The organism is Terrisporobacter vanillatitrophus (genome assembly GCF_051148895.1).
In the GTDB taxonomy this organism is placed as follows: domain Bacteria; phylum Bacillota; class Clostridia; order Peptostreptococcales; family Peptostreptococcaceae; genus Terrisporobacter; species Terrisporobacter vanillatitrophus.
On record NZ_CP154625.1, the window covers coordinates 2,573,294 to 2,588,999 of the forward strand.

Annotated in this window: 16 protein-coding genes and 1 other annotated feature; of the genes, 5 read left to right on the forward strand and 11 right to left on the reverse strand. The window is 28.4% G+C overall.

What is annotated here, in order from left to right; genetic code table 11:
• Positions 1 to 104 precede the first annotated feature (104 nt).
• From TVTCOM_RS12865 to TVTCOM_RS12885, 5 genes are all read right to left on the reverse strand, one after another.
• Positions 105 to 1,037 carry a thiamine pyrophosphate-dependent enzyme gene (locus tag TVTCOM_RS12865; RefSeq protein WP_434796673.1) on the reverse strand — a complete coding sequence of 311 codons (933 nt, stop codon included), beginning with the start codon at positions 1,035 to 1,037 and terminating at the stop codon, positions 105 to 107.
• Between the two features lie 12 nt (positions 1,038 to 1,049).
• Positions 1,050 to 2,228, reverse strand: a complete 1,179-nt coding sequence (locus TVTCOM_RS12870; RefSeq protein ID WP_434796674.1) for a hypothetical protein — start codon at positions 2,226 to 2,228, stop codon at positions 1,050 to 1,052.
• Entirely contained in the window at positions 2,229 to 2,531 is a 303-nt protein-coding gene (locus TVTCOM_RS12875) for a 4Fe-4S binding protein (RefSeq protein WP_434796675.1), read from the reverse strand. It abuts the gene before it with no gap.
• Positions 2,532 to 3,104 carry a 2-oxoacid:acceptor oxidoreductase family protein gene (locus TVTCOM_RS12880; RefSeq protein WP_434796676.1) on the reverse strand — a complete coding sequence of 191 codons (573 nt, stop codon included), beginning with the start codon at positions 3,102 to 3,104 and terminating at the stop codon, positions 2,532 to 2,534.
• A 307-nt stretch (positions 3,105 to 3,411) separates the two neighbouring features.
• The gene (locus TVTCOM_RS12885) at positions 3,412 to 3,654 is read right to left on the reverse strand and encodes a leucine-rich repeat protein (RefSeq protein ID WP_434799743.1); all 243 of its coding nucleotides are present in this window, start codon (positions 3,652 to 3,654) and stop codon (positions 3,412 to 3,414) included.
• A gap of 116 nt (positions 3,655 to 3,770) precedes the next feature.
• Positions 3,771 to 4,032 (reverse strand) — a binding site (T-box leader).
• A 313-nt stretch (positions 4,033 to 4,345) separates the two neighbouring features.
• Here TVTCOM_RS12885 and TVTCOM_RS12890 point away from each other — a divergent pair.
• From TVTCOM_RS12890 to TVTCOM_RS12900, 3 genes are all read left to right on the forward strand, one after another.
• Positions 4,346 to 4,420 carry a hypothetical protein gene (locus TVTCOM_RS12890; protein ID WP_434799744.1) on the forward strand — a complete coding sequence of 25 codons (75 nt, stop codon included), beginning with the start codon at positions 4,346 to 4,348 and terminating at the stop codon, positions 4,418 to 4,420.
• A gap of 2 nt (positions 4,421 to 4,422) precedes the next feature.
• A complete protein-coding gene (locus TVTCOM_RS12895; RefSeq protein WP_434796677.1) occupies positions 4,423 to 5,052 on the forward strand; it encodes a 4Fe-4S binding protein in 630 nt (209 codons plus the stop codon).
• 398 nt (positions 5,053 to 5,450) lie between these two features.
• The gene (locus TVTCOM_RS12900) at positions 5,451 to 5,981 is read left to right on the forward strand and encodes a PucR family transcriptional regulator (RefSeq protein WP_434796678.1); all 531 of its coding nucleotides are present in this window, start codon (positions 5,451 to 5,453) and stop codon (positions 5,979 to 5,981) included.
• A 336-nt stretch (positions 5,982 to 6,317) separates the two neighbouring features.
• Here TVTCOM_RS12900 and TVTCOM_RS12905 read toward each other — a convergent pair whose 3' ends face one another.
• A complete protein-coding gene (locus TVTCOM_RS12905) occupies positions 6,318 to 7,310 on the reverse strand; it encodes a uroporphyrinogen decarboxylase family protein (RefSeq protein WP_434796679.1) in 993 nt (330 codons plus the stop codon).
• 164 nt (positions 7,311 to 7,474) lie between these two features.
• On the opposite strand from TVTCOM_RS12905, the gene TVTCOM_RS12910 reads away from it, so the two are divergent.
• The gene (locus TVTCOM_RS12910) at positions 7,475 to 9,001 is read left to right on the forward strand and encodes a PucR family transcriptional regulator (protein WP_434796680.1); all 1,527 of its coding nucleotides are present in this window, start codon (positions 7,475 to 7,477) and stop codon (positions 8,999 to 9,001) included.
• A 33-nt stretch (positions 9,002 to 9,034) separates the two neighbouring features.
• Here TVTCOM_RS12910 and TVTCOM_RS12915 read toward each other — a convergent pair whose 3' ends face one another.
• Positions 9,035 to 9,844 carry a MerR family transcriptional regulator gene (locus tag TVTCOM_RS12915; protein ID WP_434796681.1) on the reverse strand — a complete coding sequence of 270 codons (810 nt, stop codon included), beginning with the start codon at positions 9,842 to 9,844 and terminating at the stop codon, positions 9,035 to 9,037.
• A gap of 142 nt (positions 9,845 to 9,986) precedes the next feature.
• On the opposite strand from TVTCOM_RS12915, the gene TVTCOM_RS12920 reads away from it, so the two are divergent.
• Positions 9,987 to 11,351, forward strand: coding sequence for an MATE family efflux transporter (locus TVTCOM_RS12920; protein ID WP_434796682.1), 1,365 nt, complete (start codon positions 9,987 to 9,989; stop codon positions 11,349 to 11,351).
• 77 nt (positions 11,352 to 11,428) lie between these two features.
• On the opposite strand, the gene TVTCOM_RS12925 is transcribed toward TVTCOM_RS12920, so the two are convergent.
• From TVTCOM_RS12925 to TVTCOM_RS12940, 4 genes are all read right to left on the reverse strand, one after another.
• The gene (locus TVTCOM_RS12925; protein WP_434796683.1) at positions 11,429 to 13,240 is read right to left on the reverse strand and encodes an ASKHA domain-containing protein; all 1,812 of its coding nucleotides are present in this window, start codon (positions 13,238 to 13,240) and stop codon (positions 11,429 to 11,431) included.
• A 30-nt stretch (positions 13,241 to 13,270) separates the two neighbouring features.
• Positions 13,271 to 13,810: a DUF2284 domain-containing protein gene (locus TVTCOM_RS12930; protein WP_434796684.1), complete on the reverse strand. Its 540-nt coding sequence runs from the start codon at positions 13,808 to 13,810 to the stop codon at positions 13,271 to 13,273.
• A 123-nt stretch (positions 13,811 to 13,933) separates the two neighbouring features.
• Positions 13,934 to 14,584, reverse strand: coding sequence for a corrinoid protein (locus tag TVTCOM_RS12935; RefSeq protein WP_434796685.1), 651 nt, complete (start codon positions 14,582 to 14,584; stop codon positions 13,934 to 13,936).
• A gap of 101 nt (positions 14,585 to 14,685) precedes the next feature.
• Entirely contained in the window at positions 14,686 to 15,501 is an 816-nt protein-coding gene (locus TVTCOM_RS12940) for a methyltetrahydrofolate cobalamin methyltransferase (protein ID WP_434796686.1), read from the reverse strand.
• Positions 15,502 to 15,706 lie beyond the last annotated feature (205 nt).

Consider the following 15,706-nt stretch of genomic DNA (forward strand, 5'->3'; position numbering starts at 1 on the left):
TTGTTAATGAATGTATGTGTGCAAATCCTTAAACAATAATCTTATTTAAATAAAAGAGAGGAAATTTTCTCTCTTTTATTTTTAATAGATTTATATATTAATTTTTATTTTTCACATTTTATAAGTAACTCTTCCCAACGTCTGTCTACCTCTCTTTGGAAAGCTTCTATTAAATATTCATTTCCTGGCTTAAATAAATGTTTAAATCTACCTTGCAATCTTAAAAATTCTTCAACTGGTAATTTCTCCTTTGGTTTATAATTAAGAATCCATTTACCTTCTACAACTTCAAATAATGGCCAATAACAAGTTTCCACAGCCATTTTACATACTTCCATTATATTTTCTGCGGGATATCTCCAACCTCTAGGGCATGGTGCCATTACATTTAAAAATGCTGCTCCCTTTGTATATATAGCTCTTTCTGATTTTGTGTGCAAGTCTTTTAAGTTTTTGATAAATGTTGTCTGCGCCACATAAGGTATATCATGGGCTGCAATTATAGTTGCCAAATCTTTTCTATTTTGTAGTTTACCATTTGACTGACTTCCCACAGGAGTAGTTGTTGTATCAGCAAACATTGGTGTAGCAGAAGAACGTTGTATTCCCGTATTCATATAAGCCCCATTGTCATAGCAAACATACACCATGTCATGATTTCTCTCCATGGCACCAGATAAAGATTGTAAACCTATATCATAAGTTCCACCATCTCCACCAAAGGCTATAAATTTATAATTTTTATCTATCTTACCCTTCTTTTGTAAAGCTTTATATGCAGATTCTACACCACTTAATGTGGCAGCTCCACAGGCAAATGCAGTATGTACAAAAGAATCTTCCCAGGCCACATAAGGATACATAAATGTTGAAACTTCCAAACAACTAGTTGCATTACAAATCACTGCCTTATCTTCTTCATGAAGTCCACGAAGTACGTTTCTAGCTGCTATTGTACCTCCACATCCAGCACACATTCTATGACCTGGTGCTAAACGTTCTTTTTTATTCATTGTTTCCTTAAAATTATAAGACATAATAACCTCCCCCTATTCTCTTACTGATAAATATTCGTAAACCGGTAAATCTCTTTTAATATGTGAATCTTCCAACTTATCAAATACTTCAATAATATTTTCTACTCTTACGTCCCTTCCTCCAAGACCATAAATAAAGTTCATAGCTTTAGCACTTATATTATTGTCAAATAAAGCAACCTTTATATCAGCTCCTAAAGGTCCACCTTGAGTAGACATTCCTTCTGCTCTATCCATTATTCCTATTACCTTAACTCCACTTAGAGCTTCAGCTATTTCTTTTCCTGGGAAAGGTCTATATAATCTTATTTTAAGTAGTCCTACTTTTCTTCCTTCTTCTCTAAGTTTATCTACTGCATCTTTTGCAGTACCGGCTGTTGATCCTATCACAACTATTGCATAATCTGCATCGTCTAATTTATATTGTTCAAATAAATGATAAGATCTACCACTTAATTTTTCATATTCTTTTGCAACTTCTATGGCTACTTCTTTTGTTTTATTTATTCCCTCTGCTTGAGATCTTTTCGCCTCCATATAATATGAGGGATTTCCATAAGAACCAACGGCAAAAGGCATATCAGAATTTAAAAGAGAATTATCTGGATTATATTCTCCCACAAAATTTCTTACTTCTTCATCTTCTAATAATTCTATATTTTCCACTCCATGAGAAGTAATAAAACCATCTTGACATATCATAATAGGAAGTCTTACGTCTTCATGTTCAGCAATTCTAAAAGACTGAATGTAATTATCATAAGCTTCTTGATTATTCTCAGAATAAATTTGTATCCAACCACAGTCCCTTGCTCCCATTCCGTCAGAGTGGTCACAGTTTATATTTATAGGTCCTGTTAAAGCTCTATTTACTAAAGCCAAATTTATTGGAAGTCTATATGATGCAGCAATTCCTAGCATTTCCCACATATACGCAAAACCTGCAGAAGAAGTGGCAGTAATAGTTCTTGCTCCAGCAGCTTCACTTCCTATACAAGCACTCATGGCAGAATGCTCACTTTCCACTGGAACAAATATTGTATCCACTTGACCATTAGCAACATAACTTGAAAAATATTGAGGTATTTCTGTTGATGGTGTGATTGGAAATGCAGGCATTACATCAGGATTTACTTGTCTCATAGCAATGGCTATTGCCTCATTACCAGATAATCTTTCTCTTATAGCCATTTATTTTTCCCCCCTTAACATTTCTATAGCATTTTTGGGACATACTTTTGCACAAATTCCACAACCTTTACAATGCTCAAAATCAAAGTCTTGTCTTTTTTTATCTACAACAGGAATTGAACTATCAGGGCATATTGGCACACAAAGTAAACATTGTGTACATTTATCAATATCAAACTTTGGAGTATCTACTCTCCACTCTCCCGTATTAAATTCTCTAGAAGTCCCTCCTCCACATATATGTCCTCCTATGGAAATATCTTTCCAAGATACATTTTCATTATATTTCTCTTTAACTCTCATCTATTTTACCTCCTGCAATGCTAACTCTAAGGCTATTAAATTTCCTTTTATCACTTCAGGTTTAGATTTAAATTTATGTCCAAAGGATTCTTTCATTTCATTTATAAATACATCAATAGGCATAATATTGCTAACCTTTACGATAGCTGCAAGCATTGGTGTATTTGGGAAGTATTTTCCAAGAGCTTCCATAGAAACTTTTCTTGCATCAATAGTATAAACATTTCCCCCAAATCCTCTTAGTTTCTGTCTTATTTCTTCCTTAGACTTGGCTGTATTAACCACTATTGCTCCATCTTCCTTAAGTCCATTGGTTACATCTACAGAGTCAAGTAAGCTTTCATCCACTACTACTACATAATCTGGATAATAAATATTTGAGTGAACCCTAATTTTATTTTCACTTATTCTATTGTAAGCAGTAATTGGTGCTCCCATTCTCTCTGGTCCATATTCAGGAAATCCTTGAACATACTTTCCTGTACTAAATGCCACATCAGCAAGCAGCAATGAAGCTGTTTTAGCACCTTGTCCCCCACGACCGTGCCATCTTATTTCAGTTAACTTACTCAATTTCTCATCTCCCCCTTTTTATATTTTCTTAGACAATTTTAAGAATATTGCGATATTTGTTTTCGTATTAATATAATTAGTTTTTTTATATTAATATAAGAAATTATTACTATAAAAATTTCTACAAATGATAGCAATTATATCCTTTTATAGCTCTTCTTTATTAGTTCTACATACTTGAACCCCAGTTTCTTAACTTGTTACCACATATAACTTATCTTTATAAACTACCATAGATCTTGATAAAGTTTCAGTTATAGTACTATTTAGTATAACATCAGAAAGTACTAACTCCTACACCACACCATTAACTGATTTGTACACTTGCATAAGCTTTCAGACATAGTGCAAATACATAATCACCAAGATTAGTTACACTAGAAGGTATTGTAATTATTTCTAGTTTTGAACAAGTTCCAAAAGCATAACTTTCAATGAATTTTACTGATAAAGGAATATATATTTGACTTGCTAATTTATGAAAGAGTGGTTTAGATATAGAATGCCTCCTTTTGGAACAAGAACAAGGGGAACTACCTTTTCTATATATCTATATAGGTGTATATATGGGTATATATATTTAAACTTTATATCTTATATAGTATAAAAATAGGTAAATATAGAAAATAAAAAAACTTCCGCCATTATAAGCAACATTTATTTGCTTATAAGGACGAAAGTTATATTTCGCGGTACCACCTTATTTATAACCTTAAAAAATATACAGGTTATCTCTCATTTATTCTAGTCAGAGCTAATCTTAACTATAGCTAAGTAACGCTAGCATACGTTCATATTTACTAAGAAAACTTTTCAATATGAAAACTGGGAGTGATCATTATATACTTAAATTAACACCAATTCTCAGCAACATTGGCTCTCTGTAATTAATTAGAACAAGTATTTTTGTCTCCGTCAAAGCTTTTAAATTTATTAATTTCAATTTATATCAGTAATTATATGCATGTTCTTATTTAATGTCAACTTATTTTTTGGAATTTTCTGAATTTTATTTTTTAATATACAATCTACACAAATTTTTCAAAGTGACTTTACCACTGTATTTCATATATAAAAATATTATAATACTTTTATATCATTGAGGAGGAAATTTAAATGGCAAAAGTAAAAAGAAAAGCAATTATAGATAAAGATTACTGTGTAGTTGTGTAAAAGTATCTCCTTTTAATTTAATACACATAGAGCAAGGTGTCTTTGCAGATATAAACTTAGATAAATGTATAGGATGTGGAAAGTGTGCAAAATCATGCCCTGCGTCGGTTATAAATATAGAAAAAGTGGAGGTAGAAGAATAATTATGAATAAAAAGAAAAAGAAATTCACCGATTATATGTGGATATTAAGTCTCATATATTTAGCCTTAGGATTCTTTAACATACTATTCGCTTGGATAGGTTTATTATGTTTCTTAATACCTTTAATAATATCTCTATCTGGTCACGGTAAAACTTATTGCAATATTTACTGTGGCAGGGGACAATTATTAGATCTAATGGGAAATAAGTTAAAATTATCAAAACATAGAGATATTCCTAAATTTTTAAGAAGTAAGTGGTTTAGATATGGATTTTTAACATTCTTTATTATTATGTTTGTAGTTATGTTATGTAACACTTATTTAGTATTTAATGAAACAAGAGGCTTAAAAGAAGTTGTACAATTAATTTGGACATTTAAAGTGCCTTGGGCATGGACTAATACTAGTATGGTAACTCCATGGGTTGCTCAATTTGCCTTCGGATTCTATAGTATGATGTTAACATCAACAGTCCTAGGAGTAATAACAATGTTATTATATAAACCAAAATCTTGGTGTGTTTATTGTCCAATGGGAACCATGACACAATTAATATCAAAAGCAAAATATACTGATAAAAGTAATACATCATGTAACAGTTGTAGTAGCTGTCCAAGTAAAGTTGGTTAAAACCTATTCGCTTCGCTTAAGCCACTGCGTGGGCACCATGAAATTTCAGGCAACGACCTTGCTCAAAATTTGCTTTTTTACTACTTCTTAAATGTATTTATAATACTTTAATCTAGAAGTTTTGTAAGCGTAAAAGAATTTCTGCCTATATTACAAGTGAAAGGTTAGCTAAAATATAAATATAAAATATTAAATATGGAGGCAATAACTATTTTAATACAATATCAGTTATTGCCTCTTATATTTCAAGGCGTTAAATCTTTTAAGCTTACATATAAATAGCCAATACTGTATCTTTAAAATAAATATTACTCTAAATAATAAACTTTTATCAGAATCATTTGCAAACAGACTAGAATATTTAAATAATGGTAAACTCATAATTTATAACAATAGTATTGTGTCAATTTTTCCCATTAATAATATTAACGAATATACTTATTTTAAAAAGAGATTTAAAAACTTGCCTAGATAAATATAAACTTCAAGGCGGTCTTAGTGACTTATATCATGGGTTTGAAAACTCATCCAAATATTATATTCAAGCTAATGCTACGTTAATGCTAGGTAAAATTTTTAATGATAATCATAGTTTATTACTTTATAGTGATTATTCACTGTATCATATGCTTCATATTTGTCATAATTCCATCTCAATAGATACTTTTTTGAATGATGCTATTAATTACTTAAGAAAATATGACTATAAAAACAATACTTCTTATTATGACACTCTTTATTCATACCTTTTAAATAACTGTAGCATTATAGAAACTTCTAGAAGTTTATTTATTCATAGAAATACTTTAATTTATAGAATTAATAAAATTATAGAATTAACTAATATAGATCTAAAAAATCCAACTGAAAGGCTTCACTTATTATTATCATACAAAATATCTATTTATATCGACAGCATTAAGGCTTAATAGTTAATAATATACAATATCTTTTAAAACTAAAATTTTGTAAACATAAAATAGATATAAATTTTTATACTTTTTATTTGGATTATTCCTTATATAAGAAGATTTTTTACTTATTATTTCATACAAGTTTAATTCATTTTTTCAGTATGCATAGGTTAGTCTTCATATTTGTATAATAGTATTTTAGCTAGACTATATATTACAGAGATTCTTTAATATTTTATTTTTTTACCATAATAATATAATCATATTTTCTCATGCAAAACACCCTAATCACTAGAGTTTTAATCCAATAATTAGGGTGAGGTACACCATATCTACTTTTTCATCTTTAATTTATTTAAACATTTTTTTGCTCATGATATCTATGGATTCAGTTACAGCATCATAAACACCATCATAAATACTAATTGCTAGCCCTATTGTAGAAGAAGGTATAAAGTATTTTGTACCACATAAATTACACATTTTTTCAGTTTCAGCTAAAACTTTTTCCTTAGTCCAATCTACTCTATCTATCTTACCATTATCTAAGCCACCCATTATAGTAATTTTATTACCATATTCTTCTATTATCTTTGGTATATTATTTGTAGACATTGCGCCTTGCCAAATATCAATTCCCATTTCTATCATTTCTGGTACAAGTGTCTCACAATAACAATCACTATGATGTACTATCACTTCTACACCATGGTCTTTATAGTATTTATAAATTTTCTTATAGCTATCTAAGAAAAATTCTCTAAACATATCTCTTGACATGAATGTTGATTTTTGAGTTCCCCAATCATCATGATGAAATAATGCATCAATCTTATAATGTTTACATATTTGTTCTGCATGTTTTAATTCATATTCTGTTAAATAATCAATTAGCTCATGCATAGCTTCTGGTTCTTCATAAAAGTTAATTAAACATTCTTCTATTCCTAAAAGATAATGGCACATTTCAAATAATCCAGAAAATTTTGTTCCTGTCACAAAATACTCATCTCTATCCACTTGGTTTGCAACCTCTACAAAAGGTTTCCATTCTTCTTCACTAAAATCAAGGCTAGGCATTTTAACATAATCTTTCCATCTAGTAATATCTTTTACTACTAATGTTTCAGCATTGTGAACAGGAAATTGTCCTGGTGTGCCTTCTGGCCAAGTAAATGTAATTCCCCAAGGATCTTTTATTGTTTGACCAGGTTGTAGAAATGATGGGTGTTTAATATCTAAAGGTGTTGCCATTTGCATTTGAAAAGCTTCGTACTGATTTACATAACGATCTGGATTTCCACCACGTATAGTTTCTAATAAATTTTGTTTTTTACTTAACATAATATCCTCCTAAATATTTTTTTAAAAATTTTATAATGTATAAATAACTCTTTATATTATTAATTGTACAAACTATAATAGCCATGGTAAATGCTTATAATCTTGATAATTTCTAATTATTACACTACAATTTGTAGTGTAATAATTATTTGGAGGATTTAAATATGAAATTATGTTCCAGCATTATATTCGAAGAATTATCTTATCATTATAATTTAAAAAGAAACAAAGATAAATTTATTGATAAAGAAATTATTTCACCTTTAATATATGACAATCAAACTATAGATACGGATTATATTTACGTTATTACATGTGAAAACATAAATAATTTTGTAAAATATAAAAATAATACAGCAGTTTGCATAGGTATTCCTCATCAACTAGATAAATATAAAAAACTAGATTTAATAATTATAGAAAATCAAGCTAGCATTTACCATATCTTTAATGATTTAGTTCTAATTTTTGCAAAATATAATCAATGGGATAGTCGTATAAACGATATTGCCTATAAGCATTTAAATATACAAGATATTTTTACAATTAGTGATACTATTTTTTTAGATCCCATGTATTTAATAGATAAAGATTTAAATTATATTGCTTATAATAAAGCATATAGTAGTGATACTAATGTTTTTGAAGAAAATCCTAATACAATCCCTCTATCCATTGCAAACAACATAAAATTAGAAACAGATTTTAATCTAAACTCAAGTGATGAAGATGTATTAATCTATAAATCATCTTCTGATGACTCAATAATATTATTTTTTAATATAAAAATAAATAATATCTACAAAGCAAGACTTGTATGTATTGTAAATTCAGAAGAATATTTATCTTCTAAAAAGTTTATTTTTACTTTTTTTGCTAAGTTTTTAGAAAAGATATATATTCATTATAATTATACTGCTTATAAATCTAACTCTAATCCCCAATTACATTATCTTATAGAGGATTTTTTGTTCTCAAATAAGAGTATTGATAATTTCGATTTAGAATTTCAATTAAATAAATTAGGCTGGAAAATAAATAATACTTATATAGTCATCTTTATTAAATTTATAAAAAATAGTGAAGTAAATTGGTTTGGATCATATTTTTCTCATCAGCTAGAATTAAGAATTGAAAATTCATGCGGTATTTGTACATCTAGTGGAATAGTTTTAGTGATTAATCAAAGTAAGTGTAAAAATTCAAAAGAAAACTTACAGCAAGAATTACCTTATTTATTGAGAGAAAGTTTATGTAAAGCTGGAATTAGTAATCCTTTCAATTCATTTACCTCTCTACCTACTTATTATAGACAAGCTGAGATTGCACTATCTGTTGGAGAAATGCTTAATGAAACAATTTGGTGTCATCATTTTAAAGATTATGCACTACATTATATGATGTTAAAGTCCCTAGGAGAATTTACACCTTTACAAATATGTCATGATGGTTTATTAAAACTTCGAGAGTATGATACTCAAAAAAATACAGAGTATTATAAAACACTTTATGCTTTGATTTTTCATAAGTATAACACTTCACATGCTGCCAATGCTCTTTTTATTCATAGAACAACACTCATCTCAAGATTAACAAAAATATTTGAAATAAGTAATATTGATTTAGATGATTACGATACTAGATTGTATCTTATGATTTCATTTTATATTCTAAATGTTTTTGATAATTAAAAAGGATGCCACATTTTTAGGGTGACATCCTTTTTAACATTTAATTGGTATTTGAATTTCTGTGATAAACTCATCTTTATTTTCCGTTTCATGTATGTCTATCTTGTAGATTTCCATTGGATTACCTGTTATTATTAATTTATTTTCCTCAATAAAGTCAAACATATTCTGTATATGCTCTTTGTTATTTACATAATCTCCACTATAAGTTAAAGTTACATAATAACCTTCCTCAAATACTATGTTGTAGTCTTTCACATTATCTTTTAGTAAACAAAATACGGAATCAAAATCTGTAGTTATTCCATTTTTAAGTGAGTCCATCTTAAATACAGACCCTATATTATTATTTCCTAGAATACCAAATTTATTATTATGATCTTTTTGAAGTTTTTGTATTAATAAATCAAAATCCTCATCTCTTTTAATTTCACCATTTAATATTAGGCCTTTTCTTCTTTTTAAATAAGATAATTCTACACTGTTTAAGTTTGAATTCTTTGAAGTATTTTCTATAGATTCCATTCTTTTTCTCATATTTTCTTTTTGTTTTAATAGTTTCAGTATTTGGTCGTCTAGTAAAGTTATGCCGTTTTGAAGTAATTTATTAGTAGAATTCAAATCCCTATTTTCTAAATACTCTTTGATCATTTTAAAAGAGAAGCCTAAACTTTTTAATTCTTTTATTAAATTCAGTCGCCAAATATCAGAAACACTGTAAAGCCTATATCCATTGTCGTCTCTAGTAGGTTTTATTATTCCTATTTTTTCATAATACATAAGTGAATCTCTACTCATGTCATACATTTCAGATATTTCTCCAATTTTGTAATAATTTTTCATTTTTGCTCCTTTTTTAATACATACTGAAATATATTATTTCACAAAGAAAAAATTTTTTCAATAAATTTAAAAAATATTTATTGATTTTTATTGACCTTGGTATTGTACCAAGGATTAAGATATAAATATAAGGAGTGATACAATGACAAAAAACTTATTTAAACAATTTCTAAGGTACTTGGGACCTTCTGTTGTTGCCATGTGGGTTTTCTCATTATATACAATAGTTGATGGAATATTTGTCAGTAAGGGTGTTGGAGAATTAGCTCTAGCTTCAGTAAATATTTCTATGCCATTTATTAATTTTATATTTGCCATTTCTGTATTATTTTCTACAGGTGCTTCTACAATTATAGCCATGTATCTTGGAAAAAAAGATTTAGAAAAAGCAAATAAAGCTTTTTCAATTAATTTATTTACTATTACAATTATTGCAATTATTATAACAGTTACATCTATTTTATGTCTTGATTATTTAGCTAAAATTTTAGGTGCAACTCCAGATACTATAGGTTATGTTAAGGATTACTTATTTATAATTTCATTATTTAACATATTCTTTATTGTTTCTTATTCTTTAGAAGTTATTGTAAAAGCTGATGGATTTCCATTCTTAGCAACTATTGGTGTTGTAATTTCAGCTATAGCAAATATAGTTTTAGATTATATTTTTGTTATAGTGCTTGGATATGGTGTAAAAGGTGCTGCCTTTGCCACTGGTATAGCTCAAGTGCTTTCAACTGTATTTTTCTTAAGTCATTTCTTAAGAGAAAGATCGACTTTAAGATTTGTTAAATTCAGATTTAACTTTGATACTATTAAGAGAATAATTTGCTTAGGTTTCCCTGATTGTACTTCAGAATTAAGTGTGGGAATAGTTACAATCTTATTTAACCAAACATTAATAAGATTAATAGGTCAAGATGCATTAATATCTTATAGCGTAATTTGCTATGTTAATACACTTATATTAATGACTATGATTGGAATAACTCAGGGTGTTCAACCTTTAATAAGTTTCTACTTTGGTGCAGGACAAATAGATAAGGTAAATCATTTATTAAAAATGGGACTTAAAACTATTTTAATAACTTCTGCAGCAGTATTTATCTCATCAATTTTATTTGCAGGCAATATTACAAGTTTATTTATTAATCCTGAGGAAACTCAGTTATTTAATCCAACAGTTTATGTATTTAAGTTATATTCAATTTCTTTCTTATTCGTAGGATTCAATTTAATTATTTCTGGATTTTTTGTAGCCATAGAACAACCTATATATTCTTCTATAATTTGTCTTGGAAGAAGCTTAGTATTAGTAACAATAAGTTTATTCTTATTGACTACAATATTTGGTGGTAATGCCATATGGATTACAACTGCAGTATCTGAATTTGTTTGTTTAGTTATTGCTTTATCATTATTATTTAACTTTTTTAGAAAGAAAAAGTTAAATTCTGAAAATGAGCCATCGTACAAAATTACGGAAGATTCCATAGTTTTGTAAATTCTATACATCAATATAAAAAAATATGGTGTTATACTAAAAAGTGTAGCACCATATTTTTTACTAATAAGGTTACTTTATTCAAATATCATTCCATCTACAAAATATTCTTGAAAATCTTGTCTTTTAGATAACTCTATATATGTGCATTTATCTATTATCTCATTAGCTTTTTTTCTTTGTCCCTGTGATAATAAAATTTTTTTAGCACCAAATCCTGCACAATTACCAATAGACATAATTTTGCCCTTTAATTCTTTAGGTATCATACCTATTTCTAGACAACTTTGTACATTCATAAAGTTACCAAAGCCACCGCCAATGTACACATTTTCTATATCATCAAATGTTAAATTAGCTTCTTTCAACAATATATCTATACCTGCACTTATTGCTGCCTTAGCCAGCTGAACTTCCCTTATATCCTTTTGAGTTATTGATATTAAATCTTTATCTTCATTTTGTGCTAATATAAATTCTTTCATGCTATTATCAACAAAACGTAATTTCAATTTTTCATCATCTATTTCTTCTTCATCTAACAATCTTCCAGTTTCATCCATAATATTATATTTTAGAATTTGAGCTACAATATCTAAGACTCCAGATCCACATATTCCTATGGGATTAACATCTCCAATAGTTTCGTAAATTCTATCTTTTCCTAAATCAACTTTACAAATTGCTCCTTTTACTCCACCAATACCATATTTTATGTTAGTTCCTTCAAATGCTGGTCCTGCTGCTGTAGAACAAGTTATAATTTTTTCCTTATTACCAATTGCCATTTCTCCATTAGTTCCCAAATCTAGCAATAGTGAATATTTATCATTATTCATTAAATTAGAAGATAATATTCCTGATACTATATCACTTCCTACATAACTTGCAATACCTGGAACTATGCTTATTATTCCATTTATTTTTATACCTAGCTTAGTAGATTCAATATTTAATTCTTCTGTAGTTACAGGAATGTAGGGTGCAAGAGCAATACTTTTACATGGTAAACCAAGTAATAAATGAATCATAGTTGTATTGCCTACAATTACCCCATTATAAATATGTTCATGTTTAACATTGTTATTTTCACACAAAATATCTATCATATTATTTAATTGAGTAATAATGCTCTTTTGTAAGCAGTCTAACCCATCATCTTTTTCCATTGTGAAATTAATTCTTGAAATTATATCTGCTCCATAGTTTCTTTGTTTATTTACTTGAGATATTACACCTACATCTTCTCCAGTAACTAAATTTATCATATACATAGCAATTGTTGTTGTACCTATATCTATAGCTAATCCAAAACTACCATTAGATTTATCTTGTCCTTGTAAATCCAATAACTTATTATCATAAATAGTTGCAGTTACCTTATAGTTTTCATTTTTTAATATTTCCTCTACCTTTGCTAAAAACTTTATATCAACCTCTAAGTTATTAATATTTAAAGAATCCATCAGTCTTTTATGACTGCTTCTTTGATCATCTAATGAAGGTTCACCTATTGTTAAATCTTCTTTTTTTATTATTGGATCAACTTCTAGCTTTTCTTCTATTCCATCAATTAAAACTTTCATATCATCTTTACTTGAAGGTATAATTATTTCCAAATCATTATTAATTTTTAATGTGCAAGACAATCTATAACCTTCATCTAGTTTCTCTTTACTAATATGTTTTGTATCTTGACTTGAACAAGGAATGTTTTTACTTATTATTTTAACCTTACATTTTCCACACTTTCCTTTTCCATTACAGCTATTTTCTATAGTGATATCATTAGTTTTAAGAACATCCAATAAATTTTCATTTTTATTTGCTATAATTTCTTTAACTTTTCCAAATTCATTTTTTACTAATAATTTATATTTATAATCCATAAAACTACCACCTTCTTATTTAGTACGATTCTATTCTATTAGAAAGCATCCCGTATATGCCAATGTATTTGGACCATAATAATATTTTACATTATTATCAATACAAACCTGGCTAACTAACATGCCATATGCTTCCATAGAAGATAATATGTTTTTTGGAAATCTACATGGTTCATCTGGATAGGTACATATTTTGCACTTTATACAACTTCCAACTCCTAAAGAAAATACATTATCATATTCTTCTTTTAGTTCATCAGAAAACTTAAGAAAAAGATTTTTATGTTTTTTTTCTATTTCAACCATACTTTCAAAATCCATTGAGTCCTCTAATTCTCCAACAGTTTGAACAATTATTCCAACCTTATATTTTTTTATTCTTTCTTCACATTCTTCTAAACTTCCACAACCTGGAGGACAAGCCCAGTTTTTATCGTACTGATTACATTTATTAGCTGCACACATCTCCCTAACTTCTGGCATGAGTTTTATTGTTGAGCAATCCAATTTAGCTGAAACTGAAAAACCCATATCTAAAGCTTTTTTTATAATTGAACCTAAATCTACCAAATAATCCACCTCCTATATATTTCAAATAACGCTACAAAAATTGAATAAAGGAGCACTTATTATAATATTAAGCACTCCTCATATTCGTGGGTTTATATTAAATTTTAGGATTCTACATACTTATTAAGAAGCTATTGTATTAGATACAAATGATTTTGCAACTTGAGCTGCAGAAGCTGCATCTTCAGTATAAGCATCTGCTCCAATTTCATCAGCAAATCCTTGAGTTATAGGAGCTCCTCCAACCATTATCTTTATTCTATCTCTTACATCTGAATCTAAAAGAGCTTTTACTGTATCTTTCATAGCTGGCATAGTAGTTGTAAGCAACGCTGATACACAAACTATAGATACATCTTCATTTTCTTTTGTTGCACCAACAAATTTTTCTACAGGAACATCTACCCCTAAGTCTATAACCTCAAATCCTGCACTTTCCATCATCATAGCAACTAAGTTTTTACCTATATCATGTAAGTCTCCTGCCACTGTCCCTATTACTAGCTTACCAGCAGATACTGCATTATCTCCTGCAAGATGAGGTTTTAATACTTCCACACCCTTTTTCATAGCACGTGCAGCTACAAGCATTTCAGGCACAAATATTTCATTATTTTTAAATTTTTCACCTACTATACTCATTGCATCTATCATACCTTCGTTAAGTATTGCTACTGGGTCTAAGCCTTCATTTAATGCTTCTTGTACTAATCCTCCTACTATTTTTGACTTTCCTGATTGCACTGCATTCGATACTTCTTGAATTTTAGACATCCAAAATTCCCCCTTAACCAAATTTTATTTATATTTATAACCCTTATATTTAAAACACCACTTTTATGTAGTATTTATTGTGAACTAAAAATATGTAAAAATTATGCTTTAACTTCTGCTAATTTACCAATAAGCCCTTCTCTATATGCTCCTATATATTCTAAGCAATATTCGTCATTTTCAAGTAAGGCATCTGCTGCATATATCATACCTAACATATCTCTATTTGTAGGGTCAACTATAGCACTATCCATACCTGAATTCATTGCCAATACCATAAATGCTTGGTTAATATTTTTTCTAGCAGGTAATCCAAAAGAAATATTACTAAGTCCACTTGTAATATGTATAGTTGGATATTTTTCTTTTATTTGCCTACAGCACTCTACGAACATAGTTAATGCTTCTCCATCAGTGGCTAATGTAACTACTAAAGGATCTATGTGTAATCTAGATGGGTCTATATTATATTCCTTTGCTTTTTCCATAATAGCTTCAAATACTTCCATTCTTCTTTCTACTGAGTCTGGTATCCCTCTATCATCACAAAGTAGTGCAACACATTCCCACTTTGTATCAGCAATAACAGGGAATATAACATCTATTTTATCCCCTTCTAATGATACTGAGTTCACTAAACCTGGCTTATTACAAAACTTAAGTGCTTCTATACAAGAACGAGGGCTTGGACTATCAACACATATTGGAGTATCAGTAACTTCCTGAACTAAATCAATTAACCATTTTAAAGTCTCTACTTCTATCTCTTCTTTTACTGATGCGCAGACATCAATATATGTGGCATTAGAATCTGTTTGAATTTTAGCTCTATTTCTTATAAAATGTGCATCTCTTTCTTCTATAGCTTTCCCAACAACTGGTATTGAACCATTAATTTTTTCACCTATTATAATCATTTTTATCCCCCCCAACTATTTCTAATAAATAAAAATTTAATCATATATTTTACTCATTCATATAAACTAATCTAACTAACCACTTATATATTTCCATTTCTAACTATTTACTAATATAATTGTATCATCTCAATTTTCATAAATAAATGCTACAACATTATTGATATTACAAAGGTTATTTCCTACAATATGTAGTAAGGTATAG

Coding starts and splice junctions, on each gene's coding strand:
- TVTCOM_RS12940 (WP_434796686.1), bottom strand. CDS start 15,501: ATGATTATAATAGGTGAAAAAATTAATGGTTCAATACCAGTTGTTGGG.
- TVTCOM_RS12920 (WP_434796682.1), top strand. CDS start 9,987: ATGACAAAAAACTTATTTAAACAATTTCTAAGGTACTTGGGACCTTCT.
- TVTCOM_RS12915 (WP_434796681.1), bottom strand. CDS start 9,844: ATGAAAAATTATTACAAAATTGGAGAAATATCTGAAATGTATGACATG.
- TVTCOM_RS12875 (WP_434796675.1), bottom strand. CDS start 2,531: ATGAGAGTTAAAGAGAAATATAATGAAAATGTATCTTGGAAAGATATT.
- TVTCOM_RS12905 (WP_434796679.1), bottom strand. CDS start 7,310: ATGTTAAGTAAAAAACAAAATTTATTAGAAACTATACGTGGTGGAAAT.
- TVTCOM_RS12935 (WP_434796685.1), bottom strand. CDS start 14,584: ATGTCTAAAATTCAAGAAGTATCGAATGCAGTGCAATCAGGAAAGTCA.
- TVTCOM_RS12925 (WP_434796683.1), bottom strand. CDS start 13,240: ATGGATTATAAATATAAATTATTAGTAAAAAATGAATTTGGAAAAGTT.
- TVTCOM_RS12870 (WP_434796674.1), bottom strand. CDS start 2,228: ATGGCTATAAGAGAAAGATTATCTGGTAATGAGGCAATAGCCATTGCT.
- TVTCOM_RS12895 (WP_434796677.1), top strand. CDS start 4,423: ATGAATAAAAAGAAAAAGAAATTCACCGATTATATGTGGATATTAAGT.
- TVTCOM_RS12865 (WP_434796673.1), bottom strand. CDS start 1,037: ATGTCTTATAATTTTAAGGAAACAATGAATAAAAAAGAACGTTTAGCA.
- TVTCOM_RS12910 (WP_434796680.1), top strand. CDS start 7,475: ATGAAATTATGTTCCAGCATTATATTCGAAGAATTATCTTATCATTAT.